The organism is Nocardia sp. NPDC049737 (assembly GCF_040674755.1).
Lineage (GTDB): Bacteria > Actinomycetota > Actinomycetes > Mycobacteriales > Mycobacteriaceae > Nocardia.
Genome location: NZ_JBFANH010000004.1, coordinates 280,777 through 294,936 on the forward strand (window position 1 = coordinate 280,777; position 14,160 = coordinate 294,936).

Annotated in this window: 13 protein-coding genes; 5 read left to right on the top strand and 8 right to left on the bottom strand. The window is 66.6% G+C overall.

Annotated features, from left to right (window positions below; translation table 11 throughout):
* Window positions 1-189 precede the first annotated feature (189 nt).
* A complete protein-coding gene (locus tag AB0J47_RS08070) occupies window positions 190-576 on the bottom strand; it encodes a limonene-1,2-epoxide hydrolase family protein (protein ID WP_364341816.1) in 387 nt (128 codons plus the stop codon).
* Window positions 577-847: 271 nt separating this feature from the next.
* Here AB0J47_RS08070 and AB0J47_RS08075 point away from each other — a divergent pair, with 271 nt between their 5' ends.
* Window positions 848-2,269, top strand: coding sequence for a short-chain fatty acyl-CoA regulator family protein (locus AB0J47_RS08075; protein WP_364341817.1), 1,422 nt, complete (start codon window positions 848-850; stop codon window positions 2,267-2,269).
* 72 nt (window positions 2,270-2,341) lie between these two features.
* Here the strand turns inward: AB0J47_RS08075 and recG are convergent, their stop codons facing one another.
* Window positions 2,342-4,615 carry an ATP-dependent DNA helicase RecG gene (gene recG / locus AB0J47_RS08080; protein ID WP_364341819.1) on the bottom strand — a complete coding sequence of 758 codons (2,274 nt, stop codon included), beginning with the start codon at window positions 4,613-4,615 and terminating at the stop codon, window positions 2,342-2,344.
* Between the two features lie 4 nt (window positions 4,616-4,619).
* Window positions 4,620-7,079, bottom strand: a complete 2,460-nt coding sequence (locus AB0J47_RS08085) for a DAK2 domain-containing protein (protein ID WP_364342053.1) — start codon at window positions 7,077-7,079, stop codon at window positions 4,620-4,622.
* Between the two features lie 356 nt (window positions 7,080-7,435).
* Between AB0J47_RS08085 and rpmB the strand changes: the two genes are divergently transcribed.
* The 3 genes from rpmB (at window position 7,436) to AB0J47_RS08100 (ending at window position 9,046) form a co-directional block, all read left to right on the top strand.
* A complete protein-coding gene (gene rpmB, locus AB0J47_RS08090) occupies window positions 7,436-7,627 on the top strand; it encodes a 50S ribosomal protein L28 (RefSeq protein ID WP_011210730.1) in 192 nt (63 codons plus the stop codon).
* A 105-nt stretch (window positions 7,628-7,732) separates the two neighbouring features.
* The gene (locus AB0J47_RS08095) at window positions 7,733-8,224 is read left to right on the top strand and encodes a GNAT family N-acetyltransferase (protein ID WP_364341821.1); all 492 of its coding nucleotides are present in this window, start codon (window positions 7,733-7,735) and stop codon (window positions 8,222-8,224) included.
* A gap of 39 nt (window positions 8,225-8,263) precedes the next feature.
* Entirely contained in the window at window positions 8,264-9,046 is a 783-nt protein-coding gene (locus AB0J47_RS08100) for an enoyl-CoA hydratase-related protein (RefSeq protein ID WP_364341823.1), read from the top strand.
* On the opposite strand, the gene AB0J47_RS08105 is transcribed toward AB0J47_RS08100, so the two are convergent.
* The 4 genes from AB0J47_RS08105 to thiL are packed head-to-tail and all read right to left on the bottom strand — an operon-like array spanning window position 9,047 to window position 12,104.
* Window positions 9,047-9,910 (bottom strand): alpha/beta hydrolase, encoded by an 864-nt coding sequence (locus AB0J47_RS08105; RefSeq protein WP_364341825.1) that lies wholly within the window; start codon window positions 9,908-9,910, stop codon window positions 9,047-9,049. It abuts the gene before it with no gap.
* Between the two features lie 57 nt (window positions 9,911-9,967).
* Entirely contained in the window at window positions 9,968-10,234 is a 267-nt protein-coding gene (locus AB0J47_RS08110; protein WP_364341827.1) for a hypothetical protein, read from the bottom strand.
* Window positions 10,235-10,278: 44 nt separating this feature from the next.
* The gene (locus AB0J47_RS08115; RefSeq protein WP_364341828.1) at window positions 10,279-10,962 is read right to left on the bottom strand and encodes a uracil-DNA glycosylase; all 684 of its coding nucleotides are present in this window, start codon (window positions 10,960-10,962) and stop codon (window positions 10,279-10,281) included.
* An 11-nt stretch (window positions 10,963-10,973) separates the two neighbouring features.
* Entirely contained in the window at window positions 10,974-12,104 is a 1,131-nt protein-coding gene (thiL, locus tag AB0J47_RS08120; RefSeq protein ID WP_364341830.1) for a thiamine-phosphate kinase, read from the bottom strand.
* A 158-nt stretch (window positions 12,105-12,262) separates the two neighbouring features.
* Here thiL and AB0J47_RS08125 point away from each other — a divergent pair, with 158 nt between their 5' ends.
* Entirely contained in the window at window positions 12,263-12,901 is a 639-nt protein-coding gene (locus AB0J47_RS08125; RefSeq protein WP_364341832.1) for a DUF3515 domain-containing protein, read from the top strand.
* A gap of 149 nt (window positions 12,902-13,050) precedes the next feature.
* On the opposite strand, the gene AB0J47_RS08130 is transcribed toward AB0J47_RS08125, so the two are convergent.
* A complete protein-coding gene (locus AB0J47_RS08130; protein ID WP_364341834.1) occupies window positions 13,051-14,148 on the bottom strand; it encodes a D-alanine--D-alanine ligase family protein in 1,098 nt (365 codons plus the stop codon).
* Window positions 14,149-14,160 lie beyond the last annotated feature (12 nt).

Consider the following 14,160-nt stretch of genomic DNA (forward strand, 5'->3'; position numbering starts at 1 on the left):
GTGTGTACCTCTCACAACTCTCGCCGTTGCGGACCATCGGGCGCATGCGCGACCGCGCGCTCAGTCCCCGCCGCCAGGCCGTATGACATTCCGAGCAACGATCCATGCATACCCCTCCTTATACGTCGCCATCAGATATCACCCCCGATGTCCTATTCGACGCATGGGCGACCGATTCGGTTCCCTCGATTATTCGGCCGCGGGCGCGGTTCCGAAGGCGCGGTTGATGGCGGCCATATCGAAATAGTCGCGCCAGGCGGTAATGGCGCCGTCTGCGACCTCGAAGACGCCCACTACCGGCAGCGGGGTGTCTTTGCCGAGGCCGCGCAAGATATCGGTGCGTTCGTTCATGACGATATTCCCGGCGGCAACCTGGTGGTGGACGTCGAATTCAATGGATTCGAAGGTGTTGAGGAAACCGGCGATGAAATCGCGGATGGCGGCGCGGCCGCTGACGGGTTCCATCGGAATGTTGTGGTAGACGGCGTCTTCGGCGAAGAAGGCGCTGATCCGGTCCGGGTCGGGATCGGACCAGCTGCGGCACATGGCGGTGACGATTTCGTCGGGGCTCGGCATTGAAGTTCGCTCGCTTCCTTGCGCCGATGCGATCGGGCACATCGGTCGATTCGATCGCACCGATTACACCAAACAATCGCTTGGTTGCGCCAGGATCAGCCCCTGACCAGCAGTTCGCGCTGCGGCACTCCGACGCCAGACGAGCCAGCTGCCCTACTTCGCACGCTACGCAGGATTGATCTTCGGCAAAATCCCTTGCAACAGCAGATTTCTGCGGGCGAGAATCCTTCAATTTGCGATGATTGCGAATTGTGAGGGCTACCATCTTGCGGTGCGCAAGATGTACGCGGGCGCCCGACTGAGACGGTTGCGCGAGGAACGGCGGATGACCCAGGCGGCGCTGGCGAAATCCCTGGATCTATCGCCCAGCTACCTCAACCAGCTCGAGCGCGATCAGCGACCGCTAACCATTCCGGTGCTGCTGAAGCTCAACTCCACCTTCGACCTCGACGTGCAATTTTTCGCCGCCGACTCCGATGCCCGGCTGGTCTCGGATCTGCACGAGGTCCTCGTCGATGCGGCGGGCGGTGACAGTGCGCCACTGACAGAGGTGGAAGAGCTGGCGACGCGACTTCCGGAGGTGTCTCGAATCGTCGTCGCGATGCATCGGCGATTGCGCGCCGCGACCGATCAACTCGATCTACTCTCCGCGCGGGTAGCCGCGCCAGCGGGCGCACCCGGCGTGCCCATGCCGTATGAGGATGTGCGGGATTTCTTCTACGACCATCACAATCACATCGCGCAACTCGATCATGCGGCAGAACAGCTCTTCGAGGAGTGTGGTCTGAGCATCGGGTCACTCGATCGGCAACTCGCGAGGGTCGCCGAGGAGCGCGCGGGGGTCACCGTGCTGGTGCGCGGTGATGGCGCGGATCCGTCCATCCCGAAACGACATTACGATCCGGACAGCCGCACGCTGACGCTGGCGCGGCGGCTGCGTCCCGGGCAGCGTGCATTTCAAATCGCAACCACTCTCGGGTTTCTGCTGTACGGCAAGGATTTGGATGCCGTACTGGCCGAAACACCGTCACTCACCGGCGAATCCAGGACGTTGGCGCGCATTGGATTGGCCAACTACTTCGCGGGCGCGCTGGTACTTCCGTATGGCCGCTTCCTGCGGTCGGCCGAGGAACTGCGCTACGACATCGATCTGCTCAGCCTGCGTTTCGAGGTCGGCTTCGAAACCATCTGCCACCGGTTGAGCACCCTGCAGCGGCAGGGACAGCGCGGCGTTCCGTTCTTCCTCGTCCGCACCGATCGGGCGGGCAATATCTCGAAACGCCAGTCCGCCACGGCATTCCATTTCTCCCGGGTAGGCGGCAGCTGCCCGCTGTGGGTTGTGCACGAGGCCTTCGCCAATCCGGGTCGCATCCTGACCCAGATGGCGGCGATGCCAGATGGTCGCCGCTACCTCTGGATCGCCCGCACCGCGCTGGCCGGGCCACACGGATTCGGCACGGCGACAAAGGATTTCGCGATCGGGCTGGGTTGCGATATCGAATACGCCGACCGGCTGGTGTATGCCAATGGTCTACAACTCGACAGTCCGGCCGCTGCGGTCCCGATCGGCGCGGGCTGCAAGGTCTGCGAGCGCCCCTCCTGCCCGCAGCGCGCCTTCCCCCAAATCGGCAACCCTCTCGCAGTCACCGAGCACATCAGCACCGATCTTCCCTACCCCCGAGCCCTGCGCTAGCCGGACAATTGACCAGCATGCACTGATGCAGTGCAAACGTCGAGTAGGGCCTGTCCACCAGCGCATTCTCGATCAAGACTTCGCCAGGTACTCCAAGCGTTCGGCGTCTACAGCGGCGTGCATCATGGTGGCCAGGCCTGGGTGGTGGTGTAGGCCTGGGTCGGATTCGACTACCTGGCGCGCGAGGCTTTGGGCGGCGGTGATGACTTCGAGGTCGTCGAGTAGCGAGAGCAAGCGCAGGGAGCGAGCGGTGCCGGATTGGGCGGCGCCGAGGACGTCGCCTTCGCGGCGTTGGCGCAGGTCGAGTACGGCGAGTTCGAAGCCGTCGGTAGTGGCGGCGACGGCGTCCAGGCGGGCCATGGCGGTGCCGGTGGGGCCCGCGTCGGTGATCAGCAGGCACAGGCCGGGATGTTTGCCGCGGCCGATGCGGCCGCGCAGCTGATGTAGCTGGCTGACACCGAAGCGATCCGCGTCCACGATGACCATGACGGTTGCATTGGGCACGTCGACGCCGACCTCGACGACCGTGGTGCAGACCAGCACATCGATGTCGCCGTCGTTGAATGCCCGCATTACCTGGTCTTTTTCATCGGTCGGGAGTCTGCCGTGCAGCAGGCCGACCCGGACGCTCGCGAGCGGACCGGTGCGCAGCATGTCGAAGACCTCGAGGGCGGCGGCCGTGGTCGGGCCTTCCTTCTCCTCTGCCTTACCGGACTTCTTTCCGTTGCGGGCCTTGCCGTTCTCCTCGTCGTCGCCGATGCGCGAGCACACCACATAGGCCTGCCGTCCGGCGCCGACCTCCTCCAGGATGCGCTCCCAGGCACGGTCGACCCAGTTCGGATGCTGTTTGCGCGGCACCACCTTCGACACGATCGGCGAGCGGCCCCGGGGCAGCTGGGTGAGGGTGGAGGTCTCCAGATCACCGAGGGTGGTCATGGCGATGGTGCGGGGGATCGGGGTCGCGGTCATGACGAGCAGATGCGGGCTGGTACCGGCTTTCGCCTTGGCGCGCAACGCGTCCCGCTGTTCCACACCGAACCGATGCTGTTCGTCGACGATCACCATGCCGAGATCGAAGAACTCCACCGCGTCCTGGATGAGTGCGTGCGTGCCGATCACGATGCCCGCTTCGCCCGTGACCGCATCCAGTAGCGCGGCCTTTTTGGCCGATGCCGACATCGAGCCGGTTACCAGCACGACCTTGGTCGCGTTCTCGGCGGCACCGAGTTCACCGGCGGTGCCGAGATCGCCGAGCATCGTGCGCAGTGACCGATAGTGTTGGGCGGCAAGGACTTCCGTCGGCGCGAGCAGTGCGCATTGCTGACCGGCGTCGACCACCTGCAGCATGGCGTGCAGTGCGACGATGGTCTTGCCCGAACCAACCTCACCCTGCAGTAGCCGGTGCATCGGATGGCTGCGCGCGAGATCGTCGGAGATCTCCGCGATCACCTTTTGCTGTCCCTCGGTCAGCTCGAACGGCAAGCGGGTTTCGAAAGCCGCTGCGATACCGTCGGATCGGGGCGGACATGGCCGGGCCGCCCGCGCCTCCGCATCATGTCGCCGCTCGGCGAGCACCAGTTGCAATGCCAGCGCCTCATCGAAACGCAAACGCTCCCTGGCCTGTTCGATATCGGACTTGCGTTCGGGCAGGTGGATCAGGCGCAGTGCGTCGGAGATCTTCACCAGCCCGCGGTCCTCGCGCAGGTCACCTGGTAGCGGATCGTCGATCGGGTCGAGTTGGTCGAGCACCTGCCGGACACAGGCGAGCAGATCCCAGCTCTGCACCTTGGCGGTCGCGGGGTACACCGGGATGTATTCGCGTTCGAAGAACGAGACATCCACTCCCCCTTTACCTTTCGCGCTCTGCGCCAATCCACGCAGTGCGCCGCCGCCGCGTACCGAGGTGAGGTTCTCGATCGAGTCCTCTTCCTTCTCGGGCAGGATCAGATAATCCGGATGCGAGAGGTTCCAGCGATCCGGGCGCCACCAGTGCACGGTGCCCGACATCATGGCCCGGACCCCTTCGCGGACAAGGTGACTCACCTTGTCGCCGTTGAAGAAGGTGATATCGATCGGGGTGACCGAACCGGTGTCGAGTGCGACCTTGAGCAGTCGGCCCCTGCGGTTCTTCATCGGGCGCAGTTCGGTTTTCGTCACCCGGCCGATGACAGTAATGTGCGCGCCCTCCTCCGGCTGCTCCTGAGTGAGCGGTTGGCCCTGGGTGGCGTAGCGTAATGGGTAGTGCCGCAACAGATCCTCGACGGTATGCATGTCGAAGGCGTCGGCGAGCGGCTCGGCTGCCTTCACGCCGAGCAGGTGGTCCAGCCGATCGCTGAGTGTCGCCATATTCCTATTCCACCCCTATCTGCACCAGATCCGCTTGCTGCCCACCGAAATACACACTCACCTCGACACCGGGAAAGCCGTTCGCGATATGCCCGGCCAGTTCGTCCGCGAGTTCGGCCGGGGCCGCCACACCCATGAGCAGGGTGACCAGCTCACCGCCGAAGGCGAGCATCCGGTCCAGCAGGGTCCGCCCCGCGCTCGGCGCATCCCGATCGATCACCACGACATCATGACCGACCAGCCCCAGCCCATCACCGGCCTCGCAGGTGCCGACCATGGTGAGCGCCCGCTCTGTGGCAGCACGCAATGAGCCCCAACGGGTCGCGGCCGCCGCCTCCGACATGGCGAACGCATCGTCCACCGCGATCCGGCCGCAATCATGCACCGCCAGCGCCGCCAACCCCTGCACCATGGACCCGCTCGGCAACAACAACACGTCCCGATGCGCGTCACGAGCCGCAACACCGACCGCGACCAGCTCATGCGCGGGCAGCGCGCCGTTCGGCAGCACCAACACCTCCCGATTAGGCAGCTGCCGAATCGCCGCAAGCAGCGCCGCACTGGTCACCCGCCCATCACCGCCGAGCACCACCGCGCCCCCGGCCTCGAACAGCGCCGCCGCGCCGTCCCCCGATGCGACAGCCAGAACGGCGCGATCTGCGGGCCCTTCGTGATCGGATCCGGTGTGCGTGGCAACGCCCGATCGGATGGACACGCCGGAAAACTGAACGCGTGCGGTCGCGTCAGTGCGTCCGGCACTACCAGGCTGAGCGGCCACATCAGCGGGATCCACAAGGTCCGCCGGGGCTGAATCGCGGTGCCCCCGAGCATCAGTGCGATCCGCTTTATCGGCGGGCGCTGAATCGCGGTGCACGCCACCATCAACATGCGCGGACGGAACCGCGTGCCCAGTACCTCCAAGCCGCGCGCCGGCATCAACCCGCCCCGTAGCGTTCGCAGGGTCTGTGTCAGAGTGCCCGCCGGCCTCACCGGTGCGAGCTGCATCGTGGTGCCCGCTGGCGGCAGCACGCGGAGACGGAGCTGCGCGTCCAACATGAACAGGCCGAACAGCAGCGTCGGTACGATCCGCAGCAAGTGCCCGGGCTGCGTCGGTGGTGAAGCTTTCGATGCGGATAGCGCTGAGGGTGCCGGTGGCGATTCCCGCTTCAACGGCGGCACCCGCGTCGGCGCAGTGGACGTGCGCGGACCACGAGCCCGCGCCGTCGCCAACGACCACGACGGAGTCGCCGAGGTCGGCGAGGCGGTCGCGCAGGTGTGCGATTCGTTGGTCGTCGGTGTCGGAGAGCAGGTACATCACCTCGAAGTGAGGTTCGGCACTGTTCAGGTCGGCACTGTTCAGGGATTCGGCACAGCTGCCATACGGTTCGGCGTCGGCTCGCAGAGCGGAACCAGCCTGCGCCGCGAGGGTGCCACGATCAGCACCCGCCTGGTCACCGGCGAATACGAATTCGCCGCGCGCGTATCCCGGCCGAGCGGGTGTCTCACCGAGGGTCAGGGCGACCAGACTATCGAGCAGCACGACCAACCCGCGCGCGCCCGCATCGACCACCCCCGCTCGGCGCAGCACACCGAGCTGGGCGGGTGTATCACCGAGCGCCTTGGCGGCGCCATCGGCCGCCGCCACCGCCACCTCGGCCAGTGCGGATTCCGAGCAGGCAGCGGCACATTCCGCGGCCCTATCCAGGACGGTCAGAATGGTCCCCTCGACCGGCACACTCAACGATTCCCGCACCAGCGCCGATGCGGTGGCCAGCGCGTCGCGCAACGTCTGCGCCGTCAGCGGCCCACCGCGCACCGCCTCGGCAATCCCCCGCAACACCTGCGACAGGATGATCCCGGAATTACCGCGCGCCCCGAGCGTCGCCCCGCGCGCCATAGCCACGGCCACATCGTGCGTCGAGAGCGATTCGCTCGAGTCGGGATACCCGTCGGCAGTTGCACCCCACAGCGCCGCGCTGGGGCCGTTCCGCGAGCTCCCACGCGCCGCGGAATCAGACAGACCGCGGCGATCGATGCCGTTCGTGGCGATAACTCGGTTCGCGAACTCCTCTGGCGACGTCGTCGGGGTGTCCGATACCGGGGCACCGCCGATCGTCCCGGCAACCGCCGCAAAACCACTGACCGCCCGGGCGTCCGACACCGCAGTACCGGCGACCGCGTCGCCGTCCGCAGCAACACCCTCGGTCGCGGCGCCATCCGATCGTTCGGACCCGCGCGCCGAGATCACGGCGGCATCCGCGGCCTGCATTGCCGCTCGCATGGTGGCGAGCATGTTGGTACCGGTGTCGGCGTCGGCGATGGGGAAGACGTTGAGGGCGTTGATCTCCTCGCGCCGCTGCTGCAGGCCTTCGAGGCAGATTCGGCCCCAGCGCAGTAGACCCGTGCCGTTCAGCTCATTCGGCCCGGCAACGGCAGGCAGTCCCGCGTCGGGGCCATCACCCATCATGTCCCGCACTCCGGGCACCGCCACCTCTCTCCGCGATCGTTCACACCGCCACCCGCACCCAAGCGACTGCTGGCAGATCGCTCGAAAGGTTCTGCCACCGTTGGCCAGGTTAGCTGGCGATACCGACAGTCGATCGGCGACACCGATCCACTACCATCGGGTGTGCCCACGGGTCGTCATTCCATGACCCGGTTTGGTGGATCCGGGCGCCGCCAGCTACCCTTGCAGGGTTGCCTAGCGCGGCCGAGAGGGTTTGCGCTGGCCGACGTCAGTCGGCAGGGCATTAAGACATTGTTTCCGGACATGCTGCCGACGTGCGGCGGTCCCCACATGACATGAAGGAGTTCGCGACTATGGCTGCCGTCTGCGACGTCTGCGCCAAGGGCCCCGGCTTCGGGAAGTCGGTCTCGCACTCGCACCGGCGTACCAACCGTCGTTGGAACCCGAACATCCAGACCGTGCGCGCCCAGGTCGCGCCGGGCAATACCCGCCGCATGAACGTGTGCACCTCCTGCCTGAAGGCGGGCAAGGTCGTTCGCGGCTGATTCACCCAGAGACCGACATACGCCCCGAAACACCATCAGGTGCTCGGGGCGTTGTCATCTGCGGCCCCTGGTCATCGACGACCTCACTCGACAACGATGGTCTGCATGACCCAGCCCGCCTGGCGCATAGCCCCACTCCCCGCCGAATACGTCCACGGCCTCGCCGAATGCCATATCGCCTGCTGGCGCGAGGCCTATCGCGGCCTGGTCCCCGACCACATATTGGATGCGTTCGAGGTAGAACGCCGCGCGGAGCAATGGGAACGCGTCCGGGTCCGCTATCCGGGCAGCACCTATGTCGCGCTCGTCGAGGATGAGGTGATCGGTTTCGCGAGCGTGGGCGCGGCACGCGACGAATCACCGGTCACCCCAACCGAACTCAACGCCCTCTATGTCCGCGCCACTTGGTACGGCACCGGCGTCGCCCACGATCTCATCCGCGCCGCCGTCCCACCCGACATCCCGTGCTCGCTCTGGGTCTTCGAGAAGAACCCACGCGCCCAGGCCTTTTACCGCAAACACCACTTCGAACTCGACGGCACCAGCCGCATCGAGGCCTTCACCCCCGCCGTCGAAGTCCGCATGGTGCGCCGCTGACCGGAAGTCGGCTCGAGGCGGGGAGCTAATGTGCTGGCCATGACTTCCACGCACACCGAGTACGTCACCGTTGTCGACGGCGTACTACAAATCACCATCTCGACCGCCGCGAACGGCACTTCGCTGGACTTCGCGGGTATCAACGCGGGCACCGAGGCACTGCGGGCCGCGGGCCGCGAGATCGGTGCCGTGCTGTTGACGGGCGCCGGACCGAATTTCTCCGCGGGTGGCAATGTGCGCGGCTTCGCGGCGGCCGAGGACCGGGCCGGTCATATCTACGGCCTCGCGACGGATCTGCACGATTTCGTGCGCGCGCTCGACGAGACCATAGTGCCCGTCGTCGCCGGGGTGCAGGGTTGGGCGGCCGGAGCCGGGATGAGCCTGGTGTGCGCGACGGATATCGCGATCGGCGGTCCGAGCACCAAGCTGCGCCCGGCGTATCCGGGCATTGCGTTGAGCCCGGACGGCGGCATGTCCTGGACGCTGCCGCGGATCGTCGGCGCTGGACGCGCCCGCGAAATCCTGCTCACCGATGCGATTCTCGACGCCGAAACGGCGGTGCGCCTCGGCATCCTGAGTCGGCTCGTCGCTGACGAGCAGGTGCGGGCCGAGGCACTGAATGTGGCCCGAACCCTCGCCGCCGGACCGCGATCGGCCTACGCGAGCATCAAATCGCTACTGGCACGGTCGAATTCGTCGACGCTGAGCGATCAGCTCGACTACGAGCGCGACGCCATCAGCGCCGCGGCGAACAGCCCGGCCGGGCGCGAGGGTGTGGATGCCTTCGTCGAGAAGCGCAAGCCCGACTACCAGAACCGGTAGCTAACCGCGCACCTGGAGCACGAATTTCGCGACCGCGTCGGTGAACGAATCATTGTCGTCACCGGCCGCGGTATGCGCCGCGCCGCCGATCTCGACCAGCTGCGCATGCGGCACCAATGCCTGGAATTCCGCGGCGCCTTCCGGCGTCACCACATCGGATTGCATGCCGCGTACCAGCAGCACCGGAATGGTGAGGGCGCGCGCGGCGGCCTCCAGCTGCGGGACCATTTCGCTCGCATCCTCGACGCGGTCGCCGAGCATATCCGGATCCCAATGCCAGTACCATCGGCCGTCGCGCTGGCGCAGATTGCGCAGCAGGCCGTCGGTGTTCTTGGGCCGTGGCCGATGCGGCATGTATTCCGCGACCGCGTCGGCTGCCTGCTCGAGGTTGTCGAAGCCGTCGCGATGTTTGCCGAGGAAGTCGATCACCCGCGCGACACCGGCGGGTTCGGGTCGGGTGACGATGTCGACGAGCACCAGTGCGGTGATCGGCGCGCCGCCCGGATCCGCGGTGGTGAGCAGGCCGGTGATCCCGCCCATGCTCGCACCGACCACGACCGCGGGGGCAGCCAGCTGTTCGAGGACCGCCACCAGGTCCGCGACCATCGTGTGACGCCGGTAATCAGCGGTCGACGACCAAGCGCTGTCGCCGTGGCCGCGCGCGTCCAGCGTGACGACCCGCATCCCGGCGGCGGCCAGCTTCGCACCGGTCTGCTTCCACGAGTGTCTGGTCTGACCACCACCGTGCAGGAACAGGACGAGCGGGCCGTCCGCCGGGCCGAACTGGTCGGCGGCCAGCTCGATCCCATCCGAACCGCGCAGTCGCAGCCGGATCGGATCGAGAAGGTTGTTCGCATTACTCACGATCCTACGATCGCACAGCTACCGCGGGGACTCATGCGAGCCCCGATAAATGGGACCTCAGCAGTCCCACTTGCCCTGCGCGCTGATGGTGTTCTGCAGCAGGCACGCGACCTTGGCATTCACCGAGGACGAGATGGTCGAGGAGCCATTGGAGGTGAATTCCTCGCCGACCGGAGCGGCGGTATTCGGCGCGGAGGTCTCCGTGGCGGGCTCGAGCGGCAACCCGGCCGCATTCGCCGCCGCACTGCCGCCGGCCAGGGCCGCGCACAGGGCCAGCGTGGCGGTGGTGCCGCGCAGTGCGCCGCGAACGGTCTTGTTCTGCATGAAATTATGCTCCTCTACTGTGTTTTAACCTCGACGCCCGAGATCTAGGGCAGGCGCCAGTCAACAGGTTCAGCACCCAATTCGTCGAGTAGTTCATTCACTCGTGAGAAGGGTCGCGAACCAAAAAAGCCGCGCGAGGCCGACAGGGGCGACGGGTGCACGGATTCGATATAGGGCACCTCGGCCGCGGTGAGCTGCGGTTTCAGTGTTTGCGCGTCACGACCCCACAGGATCGCGACCAGCGGCTCGTCCCGGGCCACCAGCGCGCGAATCGCCTGGTCGGTCACCGCTTCCCAGCCCTTGCCGCGGTGTGAGGCGGGTTGCCCCGGCGAAACCGTCAGAACTCGGTTCAGCAGCAGCACGCCCTGATCCGACCACGGGCTCAGGTCGCCATTGGATGGCGTCTGGTAGCCGAGGTCCTTACTGTATTCGGCGAAGATATTGGCCAGGCTGCGCGGAACCGGCGAAACATCCGGGGCGACAGAGAAACTCAGGCCCATCGGATGTCCCGGCGTCGGATACGGATCCTGGCCGACGATCAACACGCGCACCGCATCGAACGGACGCTGGAAGGCCCGCAGCACATTGTCACCGGCCGGTAGATAACCGCGGCCCGCCGCATTCTCCGCGCGCAGGAATTCGCCCATCGCCGAGATCTGTGCCGCAACCGGTTCGAGAGCCTTCGCCCAGCCCGGATCCATGATTTCCGTCAGTGGTTTCGCGCCCATGACCGCACAACCTATCGTGGCTCGGGCTCGGATGCCGAGTCCACCCCGCTGAACGATTCCCAGCCCCCATTGCCCGGATGCCGCACCCCGTCTACGGTGACGCCGTGACCTGCCAGCACCCGTCCGATCGGCAACCAGCCGGGCGGTAGCTCCCGGTGCGCGGGCCAGGTTCCGACGAAGGCGTGATCCTCACCGCCGGTCAGAATCCATTGCGTCGCATCGGCATCCAGACGCCGCGCGATATTCGCCAAAGCGGGATCGCGCAATGATTTCGAGTCGACGTCGATGGCGACAGCGGATGCCTCGGCGATGTGCCCCAGATCCGCGAGCAATCCGTCCGAGATATCGGTGAGCGCGGTGGGTATCGGCGGCCATTCGGTGGGAGATCCGATAATGCCTTCGGATCCGAACTCCGTCGCGTTCGACTGATCCGACACCCCGATGTGCTCCGAGCCGAGCAGTCCATCCGCCAAGGCGGCACCCGAGTTGCCGACTCCAGCAACGGAATCGGCGACCACGGCCAGCACCGCCGAATAGGGCGGCCGCGGGGCCCGATGGGCCGCGAGCACTTCGGCGAAGAGTTCGTCTGCCGGATCGAATCCGCCGGTCAACACCGCCAACCCAGCAGCAGACCAGCCGAGACGGCCAACCACCGCGACCGTATCCCCCACGCGCGCACCGGCTCTGGTGATCGGCGCGCGGCCGTCCAGATCGCCGAACGCGGTGACCGAGATGACCAACTGAGGGCTGCGCACCACATCGCCGCCCGCGATGGAGCCGCCCGCGCGCCGCGCCTCGGCCCACATTCCGTCGGTGAGTCCGTCCACCAGCTCGAGTGGCGTATCGGCCGGACAGCCGAACGCCACCACGAATGCGGTCGGGACAGCTCCCATCGCGACCACATCGGCGGCATTCTGCGCGATCGCCTTACGCCCGATATCGCGCGGATCGGACCAGTCGAGCCGGAAATGTCGATCCTGGATCAGCATGTCGGTGGTGACCACGAACCGGCCGTCCGGCGCGGCCACCACGGCGGCGTCGTCACCGGGGCCGAGCAGCACGCCGGGCGCCTGCACCCGTCCCGTGTTGATCCGCTCGATCAGTGCGAACTCCCCCAGCTCACGCACTGTCTTCGGCCGCATGCTGTCGCTGATGACCTGGCCCCTTCCCGGCGTCGTGCTGGCTGAAATCGCCCCGAGGGTACCCTTTCCAGGGCAATCGAGTACTACCAGGCCGGTGCGCGGCACCCATCCCGCAGGTGACCGGACCCCACCAGCGCGAGCAGGAAGGATCGGTGAGCATGGCGGCGGAGTCGTCGAACCGAGATTCGTCGGAGACGGAGTCGTCGAAGGCCGAGCTGTCGAAAGACGCCGAGGCCGTGAGCTCCGAATCCGCGGACGAATCCAGCGGCTACCCGCCCGCCCTGATCGCGACCGCAGTCGCACTCCCGGTGGTGCTGGTAGTCGCCGTTCTGGTCGCCGCAGTGCTGGCCCACCGCGCGCCGACCGAACGCGAACCCCTGGTCCTCGGTCCGGTACCGGCACCCGCCGCGGACGGGCCCGCGTGCACCGGCCTGCTGCCCGCACTGCCCGTCGATCTCGGCGACTACTCGAAATCCACGCTGGTGGAACCGGCTCCTCCCGCGACCCGCGCCTGGCAGCGCAAGGACGGCGGCGACCCCATCGTGCTGCGCTGCGGTCTGGAACGTCCGCTGGAGTTCAACCGCGCATCGCCGTTGCAGATCGTCAATGGGGTCCAGTGGTTCGAGGTCCGCGATGCGGCCGCCAAGGCAAGCACCTGGTTCGCCGTCGACCGCGAAACCTATATAGCGCTGACCGTCCCCGACGGCTCCGGTCCCACTCCGCTGCAAGGAGTTTCGGACACGATCACCGCCAAACTATCGGCCCAGCCGATCGATCCCGGGCCGCTGCCGAACTGACGTGCACACCCCGCATGGCCGCTCCACATCCGTATACGGGGTGTGTACTTACGACACCGAGTGTGCGAGTCGAGGACACATCCGCCGATTGCGAGCGGACACGCGACCGCGCCCATTCCCTGAGCCGGCTCCAAAAGATAGAGTGTCGCTCACCGCAACCCGGTACCCCGTGCGAGCGCGGTCTCGATCAGCGTGGAAACCAGTGCCCGGTAGTCGATTCCGGTCGCCTCCCACATCCGCGGATACATGGAAATCGAGGTGAACCCGGGCATCGTATTGATCTCATTGATCACCGGCCCCTCCGGCGTGACGAAGAAGTCCACCCGCGCCAACCCTTGGCAGTCAAGCGCTTTGAACGCCCGCACCGCGAGTTCCCTGACGCTGTCGGAAACTTCGTCGTCCAGCTTCGCCGGAACATCGAATTCGCAGACGTCGTCGAGGTATTTGGTGTCGAAGTCGTAGAACTCCGGTGCCGCGGCATCGGCCTCGGGCATCCGGATCTCGGCGACCACACTGGCTGCCACCCGTCCGTCCGGGAATTCCAGCACGCCGCATTCGACTTCGCGTCCGACGATGCCCGCCTCCACGATCACCTTCGGATCGTGTTCGCGCGCCGTCGCGATCGCCGCGTCCAACTCGCTCCAGTCGGTGACCTTGGTGATGCCGATCGAGGAACCACCGCGCGCCGGTTTGACGAACACCGGCAGGCCCAGCATCGCCCGATCGTCCGCGTGGATGGTGTCGGTCCCGCGCCGCAAGACCACCTGCCGCCCGATCGGCAGCCCCTCCGCGGCTAGCAGCTTCTTGGTGAATTCCTTATCCATGCCCGCCGCACTGGCCAGCACGCCCGGCCCGACATACGGCACCCCGGCCAATTCGAGCATGCCCTGCAGCGTGCCGTCCTCACCGAACGGACCGTGCAGGATCGGGAACACCACGTCCACCGACCCGAGCGCCGGTCGCGGGTCGTCGAGCGCGACCAACGAGCCGGACCGGCTCGGATCGGCAGCGAGTGTCAACGCCGTGCCGCTGCTGTCGACGGCGGGCAGCGCATTGTCCTTGAACCCGAGCACCGCGATCTCGGAGCCACCGAGCACCCAGGCGCCGTCGCGGGTGATACCGATGGGCACTGCCTCGTACTTCTCCGGATCGAGGTTGCGCAGCACGCTGCCGGCCGACACACACGAGACGGCGTGCTCGTTACTGCGCCCGCCGAACACCACAGCAACCCTGATCCGGTTCGTCATGCACCGAACCGT

What these genes read in the sequence shown, in the direction of transcription:
- rpmB (WP_011210730.1), top strand. Translation starts at nt 7,436, where the DNA reads ATGGCTGCCGTCTGCGACGTCTGCGCCAAGGGCCCCGGCTTCGGGAAG.
- AB0J47_RS08085 (WP_364342053.1), bottom strand. Translation starts at nt 7,079, where the DNA reads ATGGGTGATGGCCCCGACGCGGGACTGCCTGCCGTTGCCGGGCCGAAT.
- AB0J47_RS08110 (WP_364341827.1), bottom strand. Translation starts at nt 10,234, where the DNA reads ATGCAGAACAAGACCGTTCGCGGCGCACTGCGCGGCACCACCGCCACG.
- AB0J47_RS08115 (WP_364341828.1), bottom strand. Translation starts at nt 10,962, where the DNA reads ATGGGCGCGAAACCACTGACGGAAATCATGGATCCGGGCTGGGCGAAG.
- AB0J47_RS08095 (WP_364341821.1), top strand. Translation starts at nt 7,733, where the DNA reads ATGACCCAGCCCGCCTGGCGCATAGCCCCACTCCCCGCCGAATACGTC.
- recG (WP_364341819.1), bottom strand. Translation starts at nt 4,615, where the DNA reads ATGGCGACACTCAGCGATCGGCTGGACCACCTGCTCGGCGTGAAGGCA.
- AB0J47_RS08125 (WP_364341832.1), top strand. Translation starts at nt 12,263, where the DNA reads ATGGCGGCGGAGTCGTCGAACCGAGATTCGTCGGAGACGGAGTCGTCG.
- AB0J47_RS08070 (WP_364341816.1), bottom strand. Translation starts at nt 576, where the DNA reads ATGCCGAGCCCCGACGAAATCGTCACCGCCATGTGCCGCAGCTGGTCC.
- AB0J47_RS08130 (WP_364341834.1), bottom strand. Translation starts at nt 14,148, where the DNA reads ATGACGAACCGGATCAGGGTTGCTGTGGTGTTCGGCGGGCGCAGTAAC.
- thiL (WP_364341830.1), bottom strand. Translation starts at nt 12,104, where the DNA reads ATGCGGCCGAAGACAGTGCGTGAGCTGGGGGAGTTCGCACTGATCGAG.
- AB0J47_RS08100 (WP_364341823.1), top strand. Translation starts at nt 8,264, where the DNA reads ATGACTTCCACGCACACCGAGTACGTCACCGTTGTCGACGGCGTACTA.